The sequence below is a fragment of the Bacteroides sp. AF39-11AC genome (assembly GCF_003474285.1).
Lineage (GTDB): Bacteria > Bacteroidota > Bacteroidia > Bacteroidales > Bacteroidaceae > Bacteroides.
The window spans coordinates 129056-151332 of record NZ_QROH01000009.1 but is presented as its reverse complement, the minus strand read 5'-3'; the positions used below and the strand labels follow the sequence as shown (position 1 = coordinate 151332).

The 22277-nt window shown below is 43.5% G+C and carries 24 protein-coding genes; 5 read left to right on the top strand and 19 right to left on the bottom strand.

The annotated features are described in order from the left end of the window. Positions 1 to 111: 111 nt before the first annotated feature. The 7 genes from DW036_RS19810 to DW036_RS19780 form a co-directional block, all read right to left on the bottom strand. The gene (locus DW036_RS19810; protein WP_118465913.1) at positions 112 to 333 is read right to left on the bottom strand and encodes a hypothetical protein; all 222 of its coding nucleotides are present in this window, start codon (positions 331 to 333) and stop codon (positions 112 to 114) included. Positions 334 to 444: 111 nt separating this feature from the next. After that, on the bottom strand, positions 445 to 2163 hold the full coding sequence (locus tag DW036_RS19805; RefSeq protein WP_118465912.1) for a ParB/RepB/Spo0J family partition protein: 1719 nt from the start codon (positions 2161 to 2163) through the stop codon (positions 445 to 447). 124 nt (positions 2164 to 2287) lie between these two features. Then, positions 2288 to 2989, bottom strand: a complete 702-nt coding sequence (locus DW036_RS19800; protein ID WP_118465911.1) for an SLOG family protein — start codon at positions 2987 to 2989, stop codon at positions 2288 to 2290. 22 nt (positions 2990 to 3011) lie between these two features. Further along, positions 3012 to 3206, bottom strand: a complete 195-nt coding sequence (locus DW036_RS19795) for a hypothetical protein (protein ID WP_118465910.1) — start codon at positions 3204 to 3206, stop codon at positions 3012 to 3014. A 3-nt stretch (positions 3207 to 3209) separates the two neighbouring features. Next, a complete protein-coding gene (locus DW036_RS19790; RefSeq protein WP_118465909.1) occupies positions 3210 to 3419 on the bottom strand; it encodes a hypothetical protein in 210 nt (69 codons plus the stop codon). Positions 3420 to 3458: 39 nt separating this feature from the next. Next, positions 3459 to 4109 carry a hypothetical protein gene (locus tag DW036_RS19785; protein WP_118465908.1) on the bottom strand — a complete coding sequence of 217 codons (651 nt, stop codon included), beginning with the start codon at positions 4107 to 4109 and terminating at the stop codon, positions 3459 to 3461. Positions 4110 to 4174: 65 nt separating this feature from the next. Next, positions 4175 to 5152 (bottom strand): ArdC family protein, encoded by a 978-nt coding sequence (locus DW036_RS19780; protein WP_118465907.1) that lies wholly within the window; start codon positions 5150 to 5152, stop codon positions 4175 to 4177. A gap of 268 nt (positions 5153 to 5420) precedes the next feature. Here DW036_RS19780 and DW036_RS25600 point away from each other — a divergent pair, with 268 nt between their 5' ends. The 4 genes from DW036_RS25600 (at position 5421) to DW036_RS19765 (ending at position 8200) form a co-directional block, all read left to right on the top strand. Beyond that, on the top strand, positions 5421 to 5582 hold the full coding sequence (locus DW036_RS25600; protein ID WP_158585974.1) for a hypothetical protein: 162 nt from the start codon (positions 5421 to 5423) through the stop codon (positions 5580 to 5582). A gap of 16 nt (positions 5583 to 5598) precedes the next feature. Beyond that, positions 5599 to 5799, top strand: coding sequence for a hypothetical protein (locus DW036_RS19770; protein WP_147401516.1), 201 nt, complete (start codon positions 5599 to 5601; stop codon positions 5797 to 5799). Next, a complete protein-coding gene (locus tag DW036_RS25425; RefSeq protein ID WP_147401514.1) occupies positions 5753 to 5971 on the top strand; it encodes a hypothetical protein in 219 nt (72 codons plus the stop codon). The genes DW036_RS19770 and DW036_RS25425 overlap by 47 nt, the downstream gene beginning before the upstream one ends. 345 nt (positions 5972 to 6316) lie before the next feature. Further along, positions 6317 to 8200, top strand: a complete 1884-nt coding sequence (locus DW036_RS19765) for a P-loop NTPase fold protein (RefSeq protein ID WP_118465904.1) — start codon at positions 6317 to 6319, stop codon at positions 8198 to 8200. Here the strand turns inward: DW036_RS19765 and DW036_RS19760 are convergent, their stop codons facing one another. From DW036_RS19760 to mnmE, 8 genes are all read right to left on the bottom strand, one after another. Continuing rightward, on the bottom strand, positions 8201 to 9247 hold the full coding sequence (locus DW036_RS19760; RefSeq protein ID WP_233560497.1) for a ComF family protein: 1047 nt from the start codon (positions 9245 to 9247) through the stop codon (positions 8201 to 8203). 82 nt (positions 9248 to 9329) lie between these two features. Next, on the bottom strand, positions 9330 to 9695 hold the full coding sequence (locus DW036_RS19755) for a helix-turn-helix domain-containing protein (RefSeq protein WP_118465902.1): 366 nt from the start codon (positions 9693 to 9695) through the stop codon (positions 9330 to 9332). A 184-nt stretch (positions 9696 to 9879) separates the two neighbouring features. After that, the gene (locus DW036_RS19750; protein WP_118465901.1) at positions 9880 to 10587 is read right to left on the bottom strand and encodes a hypothetical protein; all 708 of its coding nucleotides are present in this window, start codon (positions 10585 to 10587) and stop codon (positions 9880 to 9882) included. 166 nt (positions 10588 to 10753) lie between these two features. Further along, the gene (locus DW036_RS19745) at positions 10754 to 11947 is read right to left on the bottom strand and encodes a type II toxin-antitoxin system HipA family toxin (RefSeq protein ID WP_233560496.1); all 1194 of its coding nucleotides are present in this window, start codon (positions 11945 to 11947) and stop codon (positions 10754 to 10756) included. A 66-nt stretch (positions 11948 to 12013) separates the two neighbouring features. Continuing rightward, a complete protein-coding gene (locus DW036_RS19740) occupies positions 12014 to 12316 on the bottom strand; it encodes a helix-turn-helix domain-containing protein (RefSeq protein ID WP_057088310.1) in 303 nt (100 codons plus the stop codon). A 66-nt stretch (positions 12317 to 12382) separates the two neighbouring features. Continuing rightward, positions 12383 to 13489, bottom strand: coding sequence for a site-specific integrase (locus DW036_RS19735; protein WP_118465899.1), 1107 nt, complete (start codon positions 13487 to 13489; stop codon positions 12383 to 12385). Between the two features lie 88 nt (positions 13490 to 13577). After that, entirely contained in the window at positions 13578 to 14489 is a 912-nt protein-coding gene (locus tag DW036_RS19730; protein WP_118465898.1) for a helix-turn-helix domain-containing protein, read from the bottom strand. Between the two features lie 267 nt (positions 14490 to 14756). Then, entirely contained in the window at positions 14757 to 16154 is a 1398-nt protein-coding gene (gene mnmE / locus DW036_RS19725) for a tRNA uridine-5-carboxymethylaminomethyl(34) synthesis GTPase MnmE (protein ID WP_118465998.1), read from the bottom strand. Positions 16155 to 16267: 113 nt separating this feature from the next. Between mnmE and DW036_RS19720 the strand changes: the two genes are divergently transcribed. Further along, positions 16268 to 18223, top strand: coding sequence for an ATP-binding protein (locus DW036_RS19720; protein WP_118465997.1), 1956 nt, complete (start codon positions 16268 to 16270; stop codon positions 18221 to 18223). An 11-nt stretch (positions 18224 to 18234) separates the two neighbouring features. Here the strand turns inward: DW036_RS19720 and DW036_RS19715 are convergent, their stop codons facing one another. The 4 genes from DW036_RS19715 to DW036_RS19700 all read right to left on the bottom strand — a co-directional run bounded on the left by DW036_RS19715 (position 18235) and on the right by DW036_RS19700 (position 22150). After that, entirely contained in the window at positions 18235 to 19113 is an 879-nt protein-coding gene (locus DW036_RS19715; protein WP_007215880.1) for a nucleoside phosphorylase, read from the bottom strand. A 101-nt stretch (positions 19114 to 19214) separates the two neighbouring features. Further along, complete coding sequence (gene floA, locus DW036_RS19710) at positions 19215 to 20216, bottom strand: flotillin-like protein FloA (RefSeq protein WP_007213154.1); 1002 nt, start codon at positions 20214 to 20216, stop codon at positions 19215 to 19217. Positions 20217 to 20242: 26 nt separating this feature from the next. Then, a complete protein-coding gene (locus DW036_RS19705) occupies positions 20243 to 20713 on the bottom strand; it encodes an NfeD family protein (RefSeq protein WP_007215881.1) in 471 nt (156 codons plus the stop codon). 6 nt (positions 20714 to 20719) lie between these two features. Continuing rightward, positions 20720 to 22150 carry a M48 family metallopeptidase gene (locus tag DW036_RS19700; RefSeq protein ID WP_118465897.1) on the bottom strand — a complete coding sequence of 477 codons (1431 nt, stop codon included), beginning with the start codon at positions 22148 to 22150 and terminating at the stop codon, positions 20720 to 20722. Positions 22151 to 22277: the final 127 nt, after the last annotated feature.

The window sequence follows — 22277 nt, the reverse complement described above, 5'->3', positions numbered from 1 at the left end:
AAGAAAGAAGTCCGGCAAAATATCCGGTGAAAAACAAAAGAACGGTAAAAAAGAAGTCCGGGCGGATCGCTACCCGTCCCGGACTTCCGGCGATGAAACAAAAGGAGAATGTTATGGCTTGATTTCTCCCGTTGTGACTAATTTTCCGTCTGAATAATATTCTATCTTCCCGTAAGTAAATCCCATGTCGGGAATGGCTATGTAACGTATATAGTCTGAATATTCCTTCCCTTTAAAGTTCTTTCTCGTGAGATTGTTGAAAATGACGGGAATACTGCAACCGTCCTCGCTGTGGAGTATGGTTATATTATTTTGTCTGATTTCCTGTTTCATTGCTAAAAAATTAGAAAGTTAATAAAGTGGTTTCTTTGCTATCTTTCTTTTTCGCTTCGGCTCACGAAAGAAAGTAGCGGCCGGATTGCTCCGCCCTTGCTCCCTGTTTGGTTAGGCTGCAATCCCTTCGGGTTGCTGTTGTTCTTCGGCTTGGGTGATTTCATGCCCTTTTGCCCTTGTCTTTTCCTGTACCAAAAGAACGGCTTTGCGTTCCTCGATGCGCTGGTGTCGTTTCTCGTAAACTTCGTTATATCCGCTTTCGATGGCTGAAAGTTCTTCGGGCATGTGCTTACGGGCGAAGTCAAGTAAAAGGGATGCTTCGGTATTGTTGCCGTATGCGCTTCGGAAATTGGCTATCAGATAATCCCTGCGGATGATAGTTTTTATCTTGACGGTGAGATTAGGCACAATATTCATTTTATCCTCGTCCGTGAGGTAGTGTTTCCCTTCTTCGGTGATGCCTACGGCTGTAAAATGCTCCTCCCGCAAATGGGATAGCATGAAGAAATAGAGTATCTTTTCCTCGTCCGCACTGAACTTACCGCCCGTGATGTCGGCTTCCATTATTTGCCGTTTGGTATCTTCAACCGTCTTTTCAAGGGCTATCTCCTTGTTGCGCTCGTCCTGTTTCTCCAATTTCTCCACGGGTGAAAGCGGTACTTGTACGGCTGTCCCGTCCGCTGCCTGTTCCGTCACGTTCTCCACATAGCAGAAAACAATCTCCTTTTGCCCTATCTTGGAGTAAACGGTGATTTCTCCGGCTTCGCTCCTGCGGGTGATTTCTTCCTCCTTCTCCATGTAGTCAGCCCATTGCTGCTCGTAACGGGTACGGGCTTCCTCGTACTTTTCGGTGTCGTTAAAATTCTCGGCTTTGGGTTCTTGGGGGCTGTTGGGGAAAGTGGTGTACGTTTCAAGGTTTTCGACCTCGTAGCCCAAAGCGATTAACCGTTCTATTACAGTGTCGTTTGTGGTGTAACGGTCACGGCAAAGTGAAACGTTCGGGTTCTGCTGCATGATTTGAACGGCTTTTTCCATGAGGAAAGATGCGTTCATTTCGGCAAGACACGTGCGGTTGGCGCAATGTCCGCACCCTCCGTCACAGAACAACAACAGGTTGTTCGTGTTGTGGGCGCACGTGGCGCACTCGGTCTTGTCAAAGGAGTAATACCGTAAATCGGTGGTATAATTGCTCTCTATTCGCTTGGCAACATCGGCAGCTTTCAGCCCTCGCCAACTGTTGTATGCGTTACCGTCCTGCAAATGTTTCTCGTACACCTCTTTTTGTATATCCTCACCGTATCGGCAAATCTCGGTTGCCACGCTGATAGTCAGTTCGTCCGTTTCCAAAAGGGTGGCGATTTCGGGAATTAGGGCGGTGAATTTCAGACGGGTGCGGATATAGTTCTCGTTCTTGCCGAAAAGTACCGCCAATGTTTCTACGGTGTGCCTTCCTGTTTCAATCATGCGTTGGTAGGCGTTGGCTTCCTCGATAGGTGTCACGTCCTTGCGCTGCAAGTTTTCCGTTATCGCCATTTCTTCGGCTGCCTCGTCCGTGAGTTCCGAAATAATAGCGGGTATATCTTCCATTTCTGCCATGACGGAAGCACGGTATCTGCGCTCACCGAAAACAATCTCGTAACGGTCTGTTTCCGCTATGGGGCGCACGGTGATAGGTTGTAAAACTCCCTGCTGTTTGATACTCCCGGCAAGTTCGTACAGGTTCGCTTCATCGAAGTGCTTGCGGGGGTTAAAACTGCTCGGCTGGATGTTTGCCAATGCTACCAATGTGATGTTTCTCTCTGCTGCTGATTGATTTACTGTTGCTTTCATAATTCTGTTATTTTTTAAGTTGATTAAAATTCTGTTGATAAAAATGGTTTCTTTGCTATCTTTCTTTCACCGCTTCGGCTCACCGAAAGAAAGTAGCGGGCGGATTGCTCCGCCCTTGTGAGCCTTATTTGCGGTTGTAACATACGTTTTGAAACTCTATTTTCCGTTCCATTGCATGGCGTAACGTGTAGGCAGTTCCACCCGTTGGGGTGCTGTCGTAAAATACCACGAGATAAGCGGAGTTATCCAACAGGTAGTTGTTACGTCGCAAGAAACAACGGTCTGAATATTCATCCTGCAATATTATCACCTCGTCCGCTTGGGCTAAAATAGCGTTATAACGCTGCTTGTCGGCTTGGGTGTATCGGTCTGCCTGTCCTTTGAACGGGATAACGGCTTTTAGCTGAATGTATGGAAATTCCTTTTTTGCGTTTAGAACTTCCTCGGCTGCGATAAGGTCGAAGCCGTTCGCCATGCCCGACAAAAATGTATGGTAGTCACGTTTGCAAAGTTCGGTTATTGCTGTATAGGTGTCGAAGCCTATATCTGTCAATCGCTTTTGTGTGTCGGGGCTGTTCCTTGTCATTCTCTCGGCTCGGTGTCCCGAAAAAGAAACGGTCTTTTCCCTTAACCAAAAATCACGCTCGGCACGGCATTGTATCAACGTCCTGCGTAGGGTTGTGAACTCCTGCCCGTTGGTATGGCGGTATTTGTAATCGAAATAAATTTCCCCTCTGAATGCTCCCAAACAGCATTGTTTATAAGTTTCCTCGCCAAACAGTTTTGTTTCGGCTGTTCCGTTCTTGATGAATGTCTTTGTTTCCATATTGGTATATTTTTGAATGTTATTACTTGGTTATTTCTTCCCATATTCCACGCTGTTTGTCAAAATCAACGTTGTAATAATAGGCGGTCTTTGTCTTGGGCTTCTTGCGTCCGCTGAATGTTTGGGTTTCTAATACCTTGTACCCTCTGCGGGTTTCCGCCACGACTTCACAGGTGAGATATGACAAATATTTGTGCTTGAATTTCTTTCCTTCCATAATTCAGAATATTAAAAGAATGATTATCAGCACAAAAACGATACCCACAAACAACCGCCAAACAAGGGCGAGAATGAACCGTGCCACGAAGTAAAACAGGAGTACGGCAAACAGTAAAGCGAAAAACTGCCCTGCGGTGGTGGTGAAAAAGTAAATCACTACAGACCAAAGGATAAGGCGGTAAATCAGTCTTGAAATGAGTATCGTTTTCATGTTCTTGGGTGTTGCGAGCGGATTGCTCCGCCCTTGTTGTTAATAGTTACCTTTCGGGAAAAATTGATTGTCAGCTATTAACCGAAATTTATTATAATCAGTCGTACCGCAATAACAAAGGGCTAACTCGTAAGAAAGATGTCCTTCTTCTATGTAGAAAGTGAAACATAATCCGTTGCGGGTAATCGTTCCTTTTGAATGGTCTTGTTTCTGCCATCTTATAGGTTCATTTTCAATATTTTTGAGAAACTCCGCTACTTTTTGCGCATTTTCCGTTTCTTCTTCCGCTACTTGGTTGTATATCGAAGTATAGTAGTTTATCCAGTCGTTCACTTTCTTGGCGGTGAACGTACCGATATTACACGGCTTTTCATATTGCTTGGTTACTCTCTTGATGTCGTAGCGATTGACGTTCTTAAAATGTCCCATGTCGGGGGCAATCTTGTATTTGTTTTCTTTGTATATTTTATCCAAATGAAAGCGGATGCCGTTTTGCGTGAACTCGATTTGGACACCGTAAAATTCGGGATATTGACCGCCTATCACATGATAGCCGTATTCCACACCGGGTATGTACTTCCGTATTTCCTGCATGACGGGCAACAGGTCTTTCTTTGCCTTTTCCGCCCTGTCCGTGAATAATCCTTTTGCGTTGAACTCGTTAAATTCCTTTTCTGATAGTGTTTTCATCTTCTTATGTTTTTAGTGGGTGGATTGCTCCACCCGTTTGTTAATATTCTTGTTCCTGTTATCGTTTAGGCTGCAACAGGTTCGTTTATCGGCTCTGTCACTCGCTCGGTTATCATCTTTGCAGCCTTGTTCACATCGCCTAAAATATCTATTAAAAAGGCGGGTTCTTGCTTTAGCTTGGTGAGCCAGTGTTTCAGATAGGCAGCGTTGTTGTCCTGCGGTGCGGTGACGATACCGAAGAAAGCACCGCAAAGGGCTGATGTCAGTTCGGCTACAAGTTCCTCACGGGCGTATAATTCATCCCCGAAAAAGCTGCCGAACGTGCGGTTCAGGCGTTGGGAGTTGCCTGTGCTGTGTGCCATTTCGTGCAAAAGTGTTCCGTAAAATTCCACGCCCTGCGGGAACTGCTCTTTTTCGGGGCAAACGATATAATCATTTGAGGGTACATAAAAAGCACTATCGGAATATTTCACTTTGATAGGACAATACCAATTTTGCATATATATCAGTTCGTCCAACATTCCGCACTCGATACCGTCCGAATGGTTTTCGGGCTGCTCGCCTTGTTGCATCTTGGCGAAACGTTCGGGGTATTTCTCCGCAAAATTGGTTTGGTCGAGATTGAACACATTGTAATATTTCATTTGGGGTATTACCTTGTATTCGTCCTTTTCCGCTTTGGATAGCTTGCAGTATTCCTCGTAGGGTATGGATTTGTTGCTCTCCTTGTGTACCACGAACTTGAACCAATAGTAAACGGGGAACGAGTGTGCGCCCTTGTTGATGTTCACTTCTTCGGCTTTGGCTTGGTTGAACGTGAGGAACACGGGCAAAGTGAATTTCATAAACTCGGTATAAAACAGCAGCATTAAAATGTTACCGCCATTGTAAACCGTTCCTCTTAGGTTGCGGGGAAAACCGTGTTTAAGGCTCGTTATCCACGGTTTTTGCCAGTCGCTTTTCAGACTTTCGATTTTCTTGATAAATAAATCGGTGAACACGGGAGAAATTTTCTCGATGGTGTTGTTTGTTGTCGTTGCCATAACTTTACGCTTTAAAATTGTTACTACTTGTTTTTGTTATCATCGCTTGTCGCCCCCACCAAATTTTTTCCCTTTGGCTGATTGGGAAGAACATTGACAATAATCAAGAGCGGAAAGGGAGAATTGCAATTATCTGAAAAAATGGTAAATACTACCCGCAGGGTGGAGATTTGGCATTTTTTGCGGATTTGCTTTCTCCCCCGCCTACCTTCGTCAATGTTTTCCCAATCAGCCTTAAGGGGAAAAATTCAGCCCTTTAGTAAATGGAATGAATGATAGATTACTTACCGGTACAAGGCGGGAAAGTTCTGTTTGGAAAACCGGGAACTCCGGTTTCCGGAAAAGAAAGAAATACGGGTTGGTGATTGCGGGGTGGAAAGACAACTCTTTGCCACGCAAGTATTCTTCTTTTGCCGATTTATCGGATTAGAAAGAAAAATGCTTGCGTGGCAATGTGTTATGCGGGTTGGCGAGGTGCTTTTCGTCCGGTTACGGTAAACGGACGTAGCAATCAGCTATCCGGCTTTTGCGGATGGCCGTGCGAAGGTAGTGGCGGAAACGGGCGGAAAGTTCCGCAGACAAAGGATTATCCTGTTAGTCATGGCAAAGCCCCAAAAGAGGAAAATAACGGTTGGAAAAACGGGTAAGACAATAAGGGGCTGCCGGGACAAACATCAAGGGAACTTATTCGGACGGGATGGCGCACGGAAAGTTTCGACAGCAGGCGAAGCTCCGGGTGGCAGCACGGACGAATGTGTTCCGTTTGTCCTGCCCGGCTTTGCGTTTACCTTCTGGCATGTAGCCTGCCGGAGTGCTTGAAGGGGAACGGGAAGCAGGGACAGACCTATACCACTGACGGGTGGGCGGGAGTAAATGAAAAAAAGAATGTAATGTAGGTAAAGCCGCATTTACACGTTAGGGATTGTAGGGGAAAGCCCACAGATCCGGCGAGGACTTGTAACGGAAAGCCCGACCGTTTACGGGAACGCCCCAAAAACATCTACAAATACATAAAAAAACAGAGATATTGGCTTCTACAAGATATTATAATTTACAGACAATTTATTTAGTGTACAAGAACGAGAAGCAAACTGTTATTTTTCAAGAATTAATTCAGATTTATTGCTCTTTTCAGTAACTTTGAAACCAGTAACTAATGTAGCCATGAATAAAAACATAATCAACTTTTTAAATGAATACGTCGAAATACCCAATCCACAATATGCAATTATGCTAAGAGGAGCTTGGGGGTGTGGTAAGACATTCTTCATTCATCAATGGATGAAGCAGTTGAACAACAACAAGGATGCAGACAAGTTAGAATGGCAACCTATTTATGTTTCTTTATACGGTTTGACCAATATCCAGCAGATTACAGAACAAATCAATAAAGAAATTTCTCCGTGGTTATATAGCAAAGGAATGAAGTTTGCTAAGAAAATACTAAAAGTCGCTTCAAAAATCGCATTAAAGTATGATCTCGATATGGATGGTAATGGAAAAAATGAAGGAAGTGTAACCTATAATCTGGATTCCATTCTATTATTGAAAGAGGACAATATCGAGATAAAAGGGAATAAGATTTTGATTTTTGATGACCTCGAAAGATGTGATGTAAAATTGGAAACCTTGTTAGGATACATCAATTACTTTTCAGAACACTGTAAATGCAAGGTTATCATCATTGGTGATGAAGATAAAATTACCGCAAAGGAGAATAAGGATAGTAATTTGAAGTTTAAAGATTTCAAAGAGAAAACTATCGGACGAACTTTCGAAATTACAGTAAACGTAGAAGAGACACTCGATTTTTTCATTAATGAAATATCTACTAACAACAGAAATCTTCTGTCGGAAAACAAAGAGCTAATAATCAAAATATTCCATGCCTCTAAATTTAATAACTTGAGAGTACTCCGCCAATGCTTGAACGACTATCATAGAATAGTCATGGCGTTACCCGAACATTATCATAAATCTTCTAAATACAAACTTATCATAACATCGTTATTGGCAAACTTTGTCGCTGTTTATTGTGAATATAAAAGTGGAAATACCCAGATTGGAAGTTTATTTAATAGTTTATCCAGAATGTTTACCGATAAAGAAAAAAACGAAGAACGTGAAAAAATCATGTCCAAATACCGCTTTATAGAAATAGGTAAGAAGTTGGATATTTTCAGTGATTTTCTTGTCAATGAAATTGTTTGTTACTTGGAAAGTGGATATTTTGATACAACATACTTGCGACAATATTTTGCTGCTGAAAATGCCAGTTTGAAAAGTTGGGAATACCTATATGACTATTGGAGGTTAGGTAACGAAGAATATGAAAAATATTACAATGAAACGGTACGATATTATTTGGAGGATAAAAGTACAGATTTAAAAGAACTATTTGTCATTATATCAATTCTATCGGTCTTATATAATGACAATCTTGTTTTTGTACCCAAAAAGGACATCATTGCCCAAGGTAAACATTCCATAGACAGGCTGATGGAAGGAATTTACGACATTGACGATTTATTGAATTGCAAATCAAAAGTACATTCAGGTACAAAAAGTCATAATAATGGCGGTTCTAACAAGATTTTGAGTGACCTGATTGTGTATTTTGAAAAACTGTTTGAGCAAAGATTTGAAAAATGCCCCAATAAAGTATCTGTTATGTTGGAAAATCTGACGGATGAAACATGCGAACGTTTGAGTTTGGCACTTAATGACGTACTTCCGGTTAAACAGAAATCTTATAAGGATACTTCGATATTTCAAGAGGCTGATGTTGATAAAGTTTCGAATAGTATTTTGGGATTATCAAATGAATCACGAAATACTTTCCTGCATTTCTTATTATTCCGTTATAAACTTACCTCTTCCGGCAATGAAATAGAATGCTTGAGCAAATATTGTCAATCAGATTTATCGCAACTAAAATTAATCAACCAGAAATTAAAGATAGAAGCGGCAAACAAAAGATTTATAGAAAAGTATTCTATTGAGAAAATCACGAACCTAATAGATGAAATTACTGCAAAAACAGAATAGCTATTCCTGTTCGTCCTCGAAAGCTATCGTCTTGGCAAGGAACAGACCGATTACGAATTTCGCACCGTGTTCGATCAGCTTACGGCGGGTTTGTATGAAGCCCTCTCCAGTCGTGAGCAGATCGTCGGTAAGCAGAACGCATTTGTTCTTGAAATATTCGGGATGAAATTGCAGGTTGGCGGTCTTGTCCTTCCCGTGCGTACCTTTGAGTTGGGGACGGTCTGCGGTCAGGGTGATGGCTTCGTAGCCGTCGGCTACCCCGATGTCCGCCGACAGTTTGCGGCAAAACTCTTGGTAGCGGATGCAGTTCTTTTCACGGGTGGATGCGGGAATAGGTATCAGGACGGCACGATGCTTGTTCTCCTGAATGACACGAATGCGGCTGATAGCGATGGAAAAGAGTTTGGTGGTGAGGTCGGTTACCTGCCCGGACTTGAATTTGAAAATAAGGTTGGAAATTTTCTTGCCTTCAAAAGTGATCTTGTCGTTACGACGGACGGGGCAATAATCATACAGGTATAGGCACAGGCTCCCGTCCAGACGGAAGAAACCCTGAAAACGGTTATCCAACGGGAAAAAGGCTTTGCGGAAGTCCTTGAAGAAAGTAAAGATAAGTATGCTGTTCCACAAACGGGCTTCGTCCTCGCTACCGGACTTCAAATAATACATGAAACCTGCCAAATGCCCGCTCTCGTACAAGCCCATGCCGATAGTGAGCCTTTCGTTGAAATCGCTCTGGCTGACGATGTACCAGCCGTAACGGGCGAACTGTGCCTCGTAATCGGAACGGGTTTCGAGAAGGAAATAGAATTTGCCGTCGTCCTCGAAACGGATCACGTACTCGCACCGGAGGGCGACCTTGCCTAAAATGCAGCGTTCTTCCTCGATAGTTTCGGGAACGGCAAGGAAGGTGTATTGTGCTACAAAAACGGGTTGTTCCATAGTTAAATGTATTGTTCTGCTGCAAAGGAATGGATTATCGGAGAACCGGGCAATTAAAAACGGAGAAAATATGCTGGTTGCAAAAAAATATGTTGCTCTCTGCACCAATTTACACGGTATCGGACATGACAAAGCTACATACGCAACGCAAAACAAGAACAAGCGGTACATTATTGGTATAATGAGGTTAGATACTGAAACCGGATTTCGGTTTACGGCGCATACTTTTTTGCATTGAAGCTAACATTTGGTCATAATTCTGTTCGGAGGTCTTTTTTTGCCCATTCTCAATCCACGCCAATAGTTCATCTTCGTAAAAGTAGAGTTTCTTTCCTTTCTTGTAATAGGGGAGAAGCCCTTTGCGTACAAGGGTATAGATGGTAGACTTGGCCTTTTTAATGATTCGTGATGCATTGTCTATCTCTATCAATACATGCTTCTCTGATTGCGTTGGTTGCAGCTTCAACACCATTTGTTTTAACTCAGCGACCTGTTCGATCAAATAAGTTATCGCTTGCGGTAACTTATCGAAAGTGATTTCATCATTATACATAAGCGCATCTTTTTTTAAGTTCGACGCACAAAGAAAATAAGTGATTTTACGGTGGATTCTTTCACTGGGATATAACTGTTGTAAGCTTTAATATTGATGATTGTGGCTGTATATCAGGATGTTAAGGCGTATGTAAGTCTGCCCATGTAATGTTGCCGCCCAAAGCGAGAGTAGAAATTAATATTTATAGTTTCTCCTTAATCTTGATAATGCATGCTCCTTCTGCTCTTAGTTTTCGTTTTATTGTGGAAATCTCATTCTCCTTTAGTCTTTCGGCAAATACCCGTTTAACAAAAGTTGCTGTCTCTATTCCTGTTTTCTTGAACTGGTTGCCGATATTCCAACCGAAGTGCATTAAATCTATTGATTTTAATGTAGCATCAATAGCAATGGGTGTTTTTATCTGTTTGTACTCATTCTCAGTAGCATATTGAAAGAAGCGGATATGCTCACAGAGTTGTTGCAACTCACTCTCGGTCAGATATAACGCAAGTTCTTGTACGGTGTAGGTGAGGACGTTTTCTAAAACCTTTGCTTGTTCTTGCTGAATCTTTTGCTGAGCATACTGTTTATACTCGTCGTAGTTGGGAACAGAGATTTCTCCGTTGGGTATAGACTCAATAGGCTCAACCTCCGGTTCCCATTCTATTTGCGGATACTTCTTTCTAAAGGTCCGCTCTATCACAGGCAGCAACCATACGTCAATAATGGATTGAAAGCTGAGATAAGCGGCTCCGAGCAACAAACACACTATGACAAAAGCCACAAGTCCGGAAAACTCATCCATTTGTAGTTCCGAAATCACAAGCAGGCGCACCAATACAGCAATGCTGAGTATTGATGCAAATAGAATACTGTAAATAATAATGTAGTCGTACTTTTTTGCTGCCATATTAATCAATAGTTATCATTTGTGCGCAAATATATACTAATAACTTATTGATTTAAAATTTCCGGGCTAAGTGACAGCTTATGTCGTTGAAGTAGTAGTATTTGTCTACCCTTACAAGAGGAAAATCCACAATAGCAAAAGTTGCTACTGTGGATTTATAGACTATTCAATACCGAAAAGCTTCGGCATTATCTTCTTGTTCAGAACGTGAAATTCCATATTGGGTGGCAAGTTGTTGCCAATTTGATACTACTTTCTTTGTCTGATTTATTATTTCATTCGAGGTTGCATTATCTAATCCGAAATAGGCAGCAACACTCAATGCTAATTCGAAGTCAAGAGAATTATCATCTTCTGAAATATTTAGTTTTAATCCCATGCCATGTTCATCTGGGTTGATGTCGTATGCAGGTGAGAGTGTCCAGCCTTTAGGCGTAAGTAGGAAACCATGATTGCGAAGATGGTCATCGCAATTCGATACAGCGATATTGAAAACGATGCGTCGCCATAATTGTTCGAGATTCTGCAATACCTTGTCGCAATTTCGTCCAATCCACTCTGCAAGTTCTAAATAGCTGACGCCTTCTGCTGAGTTGGTACCATCCGTATAACCCAACAATGTCATAGCAGAAGCGAAGTGTATTCGTCTTCCATTTATCCTATCAAATCGTTTTGTGAGAAAAGTATGCTGTCTGTTGCTGAACTTTTGTGCCCTACTTTCAGACATCTCAATACCGCATTTTCTTGCCATCTCTGCGATAACAGCTTCCCATGCTCCCATATCTTTGGTATCGTGTCCGCTTGGGAATTTTGCAATCCAAAGTGCTCCATTATTATCCAGAATATTTGCTTTTGGGCGAGCTCCTCCTAATGAGGAACCGGGTGCTATGAGCATATTGAGCCACTTTGCATATTCTGCATCGTCTTTCAAATTCTCTTTTTCCAGTTGAAGACTTGCATATTCAAGGTCACGAATGGATGTCCACGGTGGTGTTGCCATGGCTTTATTATTGTCCATAAATTCATCATCGGGCGATAGTTTAAATCGTAAAGCTCCCATTCGGTTGCCATCGTAAACACCTAATAGATAATCAGCTTCGGTGAGTGTTCTACTCGGTCTGTTTTCTATGCGGGCGTTGATCGCTTCCCGTCTGCGCATCAGCATACGCCCCCAACGATCCGGGGATGAATCGAGAAACATTCCAAAATTACTTTTGTCGGCCGGCAAGTATTGTTTCCCTGAGAATTGAGCTAAGTCAGGATCCAAGGCTCTGAATTGTTTGTAGGTTAGCCAGTCAGTGTTATTCTCAAAAGAAAACACTTCTTTGCCGCGTAATACTTCACTATGCAACACACCCATTTGAATTGGAGAATCGCTTTCTTGCCAATCCATATATACATATATATCTTTGATCTGTGCCATTTTCTATTTTTTTGAAGCTCGTTTTTTTACTGTTAATTTAACGTCTTGCAATCTACGACCAAGTTCATCATCTTTTGCGACTAATAAAATATCCTTGTCCAATCCAAGGACTGCTAACACACGAAAATAATACCCGATAGCGACACCCTCGTCTCCTTTTTCTATCTTGATGAGTGTGTTTCGTGATATTCCGGCACGCTCTGCAACTTGTTCTGAAGAGAGGTCACGGCGGAGGCGTGCATATTTGATATTTTCTCCTAAGGTTGTCAGCGTTCGCTGTTGACTGGGTAATAAAGCTCTTTTCATGATAATAATGTATCTAATAATGCGCAAATATAATTAATATTGTTCATGATTGCAAGCGTTATTAATCTATTTTAGAGAGATCTTATTTGCTGATTCTCGTTTCTTTTCACTTACCAGTTCCGCATATATTTGCGTAGTCGATACGTTCCGATGGGTCAGCATTTTGCTGACGGTGTAAATATCTGTTCCAGCAGCAATTTGAATGGTCGCAAAGCTGTGCCGGAAGCAATGGAAAGTGATATGTTTATTTATCTTAGCTTGCTTTAGCCAGTTTTTAAGTGGGTAATTTATCATGCTTCGGCTAAGTCCCTTAAACACTTTCCCCATTCCGACTTCTCCGCAGAGTTCAAAAGCCTCATGGCTGATGGGGAGCGTGGCTTCGGTTTTGGTCTTTTGAGTGCGGATACGAATACAATAGCCGTGGTCGGGGGCAATATCGAAGTCCGACCATTGCAGGTTTATGATATCACTGATACGAAGTCCCGTCAGACAAGAGAACAGAGAGGCCGCTTTGAGAACAGGGATGTCGCACGGTGTTGCAGCTAACTGTTTCACCTCGTCCAATGTTAGATACTCTTTCTTTACGTCCTGACATTCTATCTTATCCAGAAAGTCGTTGATATTCTCACGTAGCAATTTATCACGATACGCTATTTTTAGCAAACCTCTGAATGTGGAGTAGTACCCTGCTGCGGAGTTCAGAGATACTTTGTGCCGCGTATGCTTTAGCTGTTTGGCATTCAGCAGATAAGTTCTGAACCGCTTACATAGATCAACATTCACTTCACCAAACGAGCATTTGCCCTGCACGAAGTTAGAGAAATGGGCGTAGACCACTTTCCATTTCTGGTCTTTGCTACGCATCATTTTGGCAAAGTAGGCCAGGAAATCAGCTTTCATCTTGTGCTTGTCTAAGAAGCCGAACTCTTCATTGATTAACGACTGTACCCGGATACAGCGAATCGCTTCTGCCTTGTTCAGCATATCGTTGTTGAACTCACGCTCCATTTCATTCTTTGGGTGAGCGTAGATATAGATACCGAGATATTCCCGACGGCTCATTTGCATCGTTTCGGGGTTACGAACTGCCGGATAATAATCCAGATAAAGTGAAATTTTGTCGTTACGGATCGCTCTTTGACGTACTGTAACTTTGGTACATGTGTGTGTCATACAATTGTTATTTAAAAAGTTATACATATAAATTGGGTGGCAAAGGAAATCAGTGATGCAACGGTGACCACCATCACCGTCGAATAATTCACTCTATTTTGGGCGCTTCAAAAAGCTTATCGAGTTCAGGCCGTGATATTTTGACGTATTTGCCCACTTTTACCCGTGGAATATTGTGATACTTGGAATAATGATAAAGTTGATCACGTGTAAGGTTGAACTTCGCCATTGCTTCAGCCACCGTATAATATTGCGGTTCATCAGGCTGAGCTATTCCTTTGGCAATATCAAAGTGCTTTTTAGAGTAACTTACCATAACCCCCTCTTTCTTTTTAGGAACTGCATTCTTTGAAGCAAGCGTATAGATGGCTGCTAAACTCATACCGAATTTATCCTGAATCTCCTGTACGCTGTACCACTCAGTGATTTCCGAGTCAGCAGCTTTCTTGCCGAAATAATTATCAATATGCTTTTTACTCCAGTAAGTTTTACCACGATTAAAAGTTCGTGGAATGTTATGCTTCTTAGCAACCACAAATATCCACGAATCAACTACATTATATTTCTCTTTGACTTCGGCGGTGGTGTAGAACTCGGTGATAGGGGCAATATCTTTTTTATTTCTTTTTTCGTAGGGTTTATTCTCAATCATATTCTCAATATCGTTTCGTTTGATAAATGAAAGTCTGCTGCTGATTTTAGATGCTTTCAAATGTCCTGCTGCAACTATTTTATAAACAGCTTGCCTTGATATACCTAATAAAGTTCCTGCTTCCGCAAAAGATAAGAACTCTTTGTCCTTTATCATCTGTATGGGTTGCTGACTGATAAGAATATCTGTTTTTGTTTCAGTATCCTGAATTCGCTTGTTGCGAGTAATTTCTTTATAAGCTTTGCTATTACAGCGATGAGAACAATATCTCGTTGTTGTCTTCTGTGCGTAAAAAACTTCTCCACACCACTCGCATACCTTCTTAATTCTAATGCTACTACTTGCCATTTTTGCTCATTTTTAATGTTATACTTCGCTTTATTTCTTCCGATTTCTGTCAACCATCGTAAATCATTGTCAACCATTGTCAACTTTCTCCACGACCTTTCCAACCTGTTTTCTGTTGCAACCCTCCGAGGCTCAAATACGGTACAAAAATGAGCTGAAAAACGAGTATCAACGATGACTATCGCTAATACGAGCAAAAAGAAAGGCGCTCATAATGAACGCCTTATCAATCAATAGTAATCTATGCTAATCGTTGGTAATCACTATCTATTTTCCGATGCAAAAGTGTTGAAATATATTTTGTAGCACCATATCATTCGTCACCTCCCCCGCGATGTCGCTCAAGTGGAAGATGCACTCCCTGATGTCCTGGGCTACGAAGTCCCCGGAAAGATTGTTTGCCAATCCCTGTTGTACGCGTCCGATGGCTTCTAAAGCATGCGTAAGGGCTTCGTAATGGCGGGCATTGGTCACTATCACGTCGTTCTGGGTTATCGCAGGCAGATTGGCGGCAGCTATAAGTTTCTTCTGAAGCACATCCGTATTTTGCCTTTTCTTGGCGGAAATAAAAATACATTCGGCGTCAGGAATGATGGAAGAGGCCGCAGACAACACCTCATCAGAATGAGCCGTACCCAATAAATCCGCTTTGTTGAATACCAATATCAAATGCTTTCTTTCCAAGCGCGGAAGTATCTGCCCCGATAGCTGATTCATTTGCGACGTTGCGTCCGTTGCATCAATCATCCAAAGCACGATCTCCGCTTGTTCCAGTTTTTGGAACGTACGCTCTATGCCCAGGCTCTCAATCGTATCATTGGTTTCGCGGATACCTGCCGTGTCAATGAAACGGAAAGTAATACCGCTGATATTGGTCGTATCTTCAATCACGTCGCGCGTAGTACCGTGAATGTCGCTCACGATAGCCTTGTCCTCGTTCAGTAATACATTGAGGAGCGTTGACTTCCCGGCATTCGTTTCGCCGATGATGGCTACCGGTACGCCGTTTTTGATCGCATTTCCTACGCTGAACGAATGTACCAGTCGGGAAATGACTCCCTCTATGTGATCCGCCAGTTGGCAAAGCTCCGTTCTGTCCGCAAACTCCAACTCTTCATGGTCGCTGAAATCAAGTTCCAGCTCAATCAGTGAAGTGAAGTGTAGCAACTGGTTGCGTAGCTCCGTAAGTTCCTTGCTGAATCCGCCACGCATCTGGCTCATGGCAAGGCGGTGGGTGGCGGCAGACGAAGAAGCAATCAGGTCCGCCACGGCTTCGGCCTGGCTCAAATCCATCTTGCCATTGAGAAAGGCGCGTTGCGTGTATTCTCCCGGTCCCGCCAGGCGGCAACCGTGCTTGATGAGCAATTGCAAAACCTGTTGCAAGATATAGCTCGAACCGTGGCAGGTGATCTCCGTACTATCTTCGCCCGTGTAAGAGTGCGGGGCGCGAAACAGGCTGACAAGAACCTCGTCGATGATTTCTTCTCCATCATGTATCTTTCCGAAAGTCAATGTATAAGGTTTGCAATCCGCCAGCGTTTTACCGGATTTTGCCGGGGTGAAAATGCGACTGGTGATACGAATGGCGTCCGCTCCTGAGACGCGAATGCTTCCGATTGCTCCTCCTTGAGCCGTGGCAATGGCACAGATGGTATCCTGATTCATCATAAAAATTGTTATTTGAGTTGCAAAGATAGCCTTTTGGGGTAAAAAAAAGAACGCGATTGTATATTACTTACTCTTTTTTATTACATTTGCTTAATTTTCGTAGCCTTTACATGATACACTTTGTTATTATGGCGCAAGACAAAATAAAAATGCATGATTCCGCTTCTCTTACTACCGAGAAAGACGAGAACACGGAACTACTGAAAGAGAAATTATTGAAGGTCAACTCCGTTCTGGCTGCCCATCAGATAGCTCTCTGGGAGATAAATATCAATACCCTGGAGTGCACTTTCACTCAGGAATATTTCGAAAGTTTAGGCTTGGATAAAGTCGGCATCCGTTATCAGAATTTGGAAGAGTTCTGTAGCTTTGTGCATCCCGATGATAAGCATTTGGTGTCGTTGGATGGCTTTCAAAAGAAATTGGATGGCTTTGATGAGTCCAATGTCTTACGGGTGCGTTGCGTAGGCGCGCATGGCGAAATAGTCTGGTTGGAGGACCACCTCTTATCTGTAGAGAAAGATAAAAGTGGAAATCCGGAAAGGCTCTTATGCTATACCGTGAACGTCACCGGGCAGTGCGAACGCGAAGCACACTTATCGCGCGTGGAAGAGCGAAACCGGAAGATAATACAAGCATTGCCTGAGTTCATCTTCATCTTCGATGAAAATTTCTTTATCACCGACGTGTTAATGTCCTCCGACACCATTTTGCTCCATCCCGTTGAACAGCTACGGGGAGCGGACGGACGCACCATCTATTCTCCGGAAGTCAGCGACCTGTTTCTACGGAACATACGTCAATGCCTCGAAGACGGGGAGTTGAAGGAGATAGAATATCCCCTGGATGTGGATGATTCCGAAAGGCATTATTTCCAGGCACGCATCGCTCCGTTCGAAGATAATAAAGTGATGGCATTGATACACGATATCGGTGACAGGGTGCAACGCTCCAATGAACTCATCGAGGCGAAGCAGCGGGCAGAAGAGGCCGACCGCATGAAATCGGTGTTCCTGGCCAATATGAGTCACGAAATCCGCACTCCTTTGAATGCTATCGTGGGATTCTCTGAAATCATAGCTTTGACGGAAGATGAAGTGGAGAAAGCCGAATACCTGAACATCATTCAGAAGAATAGCAACCTGTTGTTGCAACTCATAAATGACATTCTGGACCTTTCCCGCATCGAGTCGGGAAAATCGGAAATGAACTTCCAGTTGGTCGAAATGAGCGGACTGATTGACGAAGTGGAGAAAGTGCATCGCCTGAAAATGAAAACGGGCATCCGACTGAATGTGATGCGTCCCGATGAGGAAATCTGGATTATGGTGGACCGGAACAGGATCACGCAAGTGCTGTTCAACTTCCTCTCCAATGCCATTAAGAATACCCATGAAGGGGCCATCACCCTGGGGTTGGAGGTCTGCGGAGAATGGTTGAAGGTTTATGTAACGGATACCGGTTGCGGCATTGCAAAGGAGAAATTGCCCTTGATATTCAACCGCTTTGAAAAGCTGAACGATTTTGTTCAGGGAACGGGTCTGGGGCTTCCCATCTGCCAGAGCATCGTGGAGAGATTGGGAGGAAAGATTTCCGTAGAGTCCGAAGTAGGAGTGGGGAGCACTTTCGTGATGACTCTTCCTTACCGCCAGTTTGTGCAGGGGACGGGTGAACTTGTTGAGGCCAATACTTACGTAGAGCAAAGATCAGACGGCAGGAAGAAAATTCTGATAGCCGAAGATACGGAATCTAACTTTATGCAGATAAACATTTTGCTGAAGAAGGACTACACCATTTCGTGGGTTACCAATGGCGAAGAGGCCGTAAATAGTTTCTTGCGCGAGCGTCCCGACCTGATATTGATGGACATCCGCATGCCGGTGATGAACGGTATTCAGGCTACGGAAAAGATACGTACCATTGACATCGATCTGCCTATCGTTGCGGTGACGGCCAATGCTTTCCTGATAGAACAACAACAAGCATTAGCCGCCGGATGCAATGATATTATTGCCAAACCATATACTTACGAAAGATTAAAGGAAACAATCATCAAGTATATTTGAGTGGCCATATCTTAAATTCTGTCCAGTACGGTTTTTATCAATGTGTCAATCGTATTCTTGTAGCCCGTATTGGCTTCTTTAATCAATCGGTTGGCTATGACCATGCATACCGTGGTTGCCTTGTGTCCCATCAGGCGGCTCAAACCGGCCAGTGCGGAGCTTTCCATCTCGAAGTTCGTAATACGATAGCCATTGTATTCGAAGTTCTCGATCTTTTCATTTTGCTTCGGGTCGGCCAGCGGAATGCGTAGCTCGCGTCCTTGCGGGCCAAAGAAACCACCGGCGGCAATCGTTACGCCGCGTACCATATCGTCTCCGGCAATACGCTCTATCAGTTCGGCATTGGCGTCGATCACGTATGGAGCAGGAGCGCACATATTCCCCGACCATCCCATGTGGTTCAGGAATGCACGTTCAAATGGCAGGTCGCACACTTCATTGCGCCCTGAATAGAAGTTCAGCAGGCCATCGAAACCGATGGACTTTTGCGAGCAGATAAATGTACCTACGGGCGTATTCGGTTGCAAACCGCCACAAGTACCGATGCGTACCAGTTCTAACTGGCGAAGTTGGGGCTTTTCTTCACGTGTGTTGAAGTCAATGTTGGCCAAGGCATCCAGTTCGTTCATCACAATATCGATGTTGTCGCAACCAATACCCGTAGAAACCACCGTGATGCGTTTGCCCTTATAGGTACCTGTAATGGTTTTGAACTCGCGGCTTTCCACTTCACATTCTTTATTCTCAAGGTGTGAGCCTACCAGTGCCACTCTGCCCGGGTCGCCCACCAGGATTACTTTGTCTGCCAGCCACTCAGGCTTTACGTGCAGATGAAAAACTGAACCGTCATCATTGATAATAAGTTCGGAAGATGCAAAATACTTTTTCATATTCTGGATTTTTTTGGTTGATATGTTTATAAATAGAAAACGCCGGAACGGGATTACTGTTCACCGGTTCCGACGTTTTTCTGGGGCAATAATTCTACCGGTTATTTACTCAACGGCTGGTTTGAGTTGTTTCCCGATGGTTTGGCTATGGTTTCGCGCATGGAAGTATCAGCTTCGATGTTCTTCATCCGATAATAATCCATGATGCCCAAGTTGCCGTTACGGAATGCTTCTGCCATGGCCTTAGGTACTTCGGCTTCCGCCTCGATCACCTTGGCGCGTGCTTCCTGAGCTTTCGCCTTCATTTCCTGTTCGCTGGCCACGGCCATTGCACGGCGTTCCTCAGCTTTGGCCTGGGCGATATTCTTATCGGCATTTGCCTGGTCTATCTGCAAAGCCGCACCGATGTTCTTACCTATATCGATATCAGCGATATCAATGGACAGGATTTCGAAAGCCGTACCGGCATCCAGACCTTTGCGGAGCACAAGTTTGGAGATTGAATCCGGGTTTTCCAATACTGATTTGTGGTTTTCGGACGAACCGATGGAAGATACGATACCTTCGCCTACACGGGCCAAGATAGTGTCTTCACCGGCACCACCCACCAACTGGCGGATATTGGCGCGTACCGTTACACGGGCTTTGGCTATCAACTGGATACCATCTTTTGCTACGGCGGTCACCGGAGGAGTATCGATCACCTTCGGGTTTACCGACATCTGAACGGCTTCGAACACATCACGTCCGGCAAGGTCGATTGCGGTAGCCATCTGGAAGGATAATTCAATATTAGCTTTAGAGGCAGATACCAAGGCGTGCACCACTCTTTCTACGTGTCCACCGGCCAGGTAGTGAGCTTCCAGCTCGTCGCGGGTAATGTTGCTCAGTCCGGCTTTGTGTGCTTCAATCATACCCGGTACAATGATGTAGGGAGGTACGTTACGGATACGCATTAAAAACAATTGCACCAGTGAAATCCTGACTCCCGAAACTTTGGCGGACAGCCATAGGAAGAAAGGAACATAGTGGAAGAACAGTACGATGAAGATAATGCCTCCTATCACAAGAAAGGCAGTTAGGTACATAGTGTCTACGTTCATGATTTATAAGATATTAAGTGTGAATATTAATCTTTTTTCTTTTCTACCATGATAACGCCGTCCGTAATACGGTTTACAATGATAGGGGTTTTCTCATTCAGAAATCCGTCCATGGATTTCACTTCCACAATGTTGCCGTCAATTTCGGCATTGCCGATCAGTGCCAGGCGTGTAATGGCCACACCCGTATCGCCTACTTTTACTTGATCTGCGGCCGTACGGTCCACCTTCGATGTGATATTCTTCTTCAACGCCACTTTATCCAAGGTCTTGGAGCGCATGAAGAGTATCAATGAGCCTATGCAGGCTATTGCCGATACACCGAGCGTGATGAAACCAGCCGTTGTACCCAGATAGGCAAAGGCATAGTAGTTGGCATAGATCATGCAAGCTCCGGCCAGAATTCCGGCTATGCTGATGCCCGGGATGACGAACAGTTCTACCAAGAACAGGATAACCGCCGCAACAATGAGTACAATGATGATAAGTATGTCCATAGTTTTCTATTTAAAGGATTGTTTTTCTGTATTACGCACTTCAATGGCGGCCTTCTCCAATTCAACTGATAATTGTTGTATCTGCTTTTCCAGGTCGAGTATGGCGGGAGCCAGTTTGGCTTTATCGCTTTCCTTGGCACGGGAGTACAAGGAGCGTTGCTCTTCCAATTTGTTTTGCTGCTCTTTGAAAGCCTTTTCTAATTGGAGGTATTTGCCGAACAGTTTTTTGGCTTGAGGAGATTTGAAATCACTTTGTTGATAATAAGTATTCTGGTCATCGATTACAAACTCAAACTCATGACTTTTCGTGGTTTGTGGCTTTTCATCGAATGCGGCTTGTAGTCGATGTTTGGCATCGGCTACGGCATCCTGATCTGTCCACGTATCTTTCAGAGAATGAATCCGGGCAAGTCCGATTGCTTTTTTCGGATCCATTGCTTCATAATTATATACCCGTTTGGAAGAATTTGGAATGAATACATAGATGCAAACTTTTCCTTCCGGCTGGTAGCGGTCGGAGGCAAACCATCCGAGATTATTATATTCGTCGATAACGAACATATAGTCATTATAGGGAGAGTTGAATGGCATACCCACATTTTCCGGAGTGAGGTAGGTGTTCGTATTGGTATTGTAACGGGTGACGAATATGTCGTAACCACCTATCGAATTTTCACCATCAGCGGCATAATAGATGGTAATGCCATCTGTCAATACATACGGATAGTTGGCATTGATGGAATCATTTATACTACCGGGTAGCAAGTTACCTTTGCCCCATTCGTCCTGCATTTTGTTACGCGAGAGGATGCTGAGTTTACCGTCCGGTTGGCGCTCACCATAATAAATCTTATTGCCGAGTTCCGTTTTATATACGGTAGCCTCAATTTCTGCCTCATTCTGGAAGAAATCGTTGTACATGAATAGTTTACCGGACTCAGGACTGATTTTATAAGCTTCCAGAAAACGACCTTTGTCTATTACGATGCTATCGATAATGCAAACTTCTTCAACCCCTTTCAACATGCGGAAATTGGCTTTACTTTTCTCCAATAGCTTTTCGGCTTCTGCGGTCGGCCTTTTCCGTTTGGTCAGGTCGCTGATGTAGTCTTCGTAGCATTTGATGGCATCTTCAAAGCGATACAGGTCATTGTAATTTCGCGCCAGATAGAGTTGTCCGCTGGGCACTCGTCTTTTTACGGCGGTTTCCAGATATTTCAAGGCAACTTCTGGTTCTCCTGTTTCCAGGCAACATACGCCGTACCATAAGTTATAATTTCCATTTGCCGGTTGTGTCTTTACGAGTTTCTGGAAAATCGGTTTGGCTTTCTCGTATTGCCCTTGGTTGTAGAAAGCTCTGGCTTCCTCCAACGTCTGTGCTGATACACCGACTAATGTGAGACAAAATAGAAGGAGTAAAATATATCTCTTTTTCATACTAGTTATCCAACTTACAAATTCGAATGTTCAAAAATACAAATTAATCGGGAATAATGCTGATTTCCGTTATTCTATTATGTTAATTCTTCTTTAAATCATTCTTTTCTCTTACTTTTGCAACCGC